This window comes from Pandoraea sp. B-6 (assembly GCF_000282835.1).
Lineage (GTDB): Bacteria > Pseudomonadota > Gammaproteobacteria > Burkholderiales > Burkholderiaceae > Pandoraea > Pandoraea cepalis.
Genome location: NZ_AKXS01000340.1, coordinates 1 through 614, shown reverse-complemented (window position 1 = coordinate 614; position 614 = coordinate 1). Strand labels below are relative to the sequence as shown.

General features: G+C 58.5%; 1 protein-coding gene. It reads left to right on the top strand.

The annotated features are described in order from the left end of the window. Positions 1-598, top strand: a 598-nt coding sequence (locus A985_RS0103415) for an IS3 family transposase (protein WP_017232014.1), incomplete at its 5' end; no start/stop codon positions are given. Positions 599-614 lie beyond the last annotated feature (16 nt).

Genomic DNA, 614 nt, shown 5'->3' with positions numbered 1-614 from the left:
CAAGCGAGTCGAGCGGCTGTATGCGGAAGAGAAGTTGCAGGTACGCCGCCGCAAGCGTAAGAAGGTGCCGGTGTCGGATCGTCAGCCACTGGGGCGGCCGTCGGCGGCCAATCAGGTTTGGTCGATGGATTTCGTGTTCGACCGAACCGCCGAAGGCCGTGTAATCAAGAACCTAACTGTGGTCGATGATGCGACCCATGAGGCGGTCGCCATCGTGCCGGAACGGGCGATCAGCGGGCATGGGCTGACGCGCATTCTGGATCGTGTGGCCTTGCATCGTGGTTTGCCGCAAGCGATTCGCACCGATAACGGCAAGGAGTTTTGTGGCCGGGCGATGCTGACTTGGGCGCATGAGCGAGGCGTGAAGCTGTTCCTGATTGAGCCAGGAAAACCAAACCAGAATGCCTATATCGAATCGTTCAACGGGCGTTTCCGGGACGAATGCCTCAATGAACACTGGTTCACCAGCATGGCGCACGCCAAGGTCGTAATCGAGGCCTGGCGGCGCGAATACAACGAGGAACGACCGAAGAAATCGTTGGGCGGATTAACACCCGCAACCTATGCCCGGAAACTGGCCGAGAAAGCGTTACATTAACCCCCGGACTCTAAAG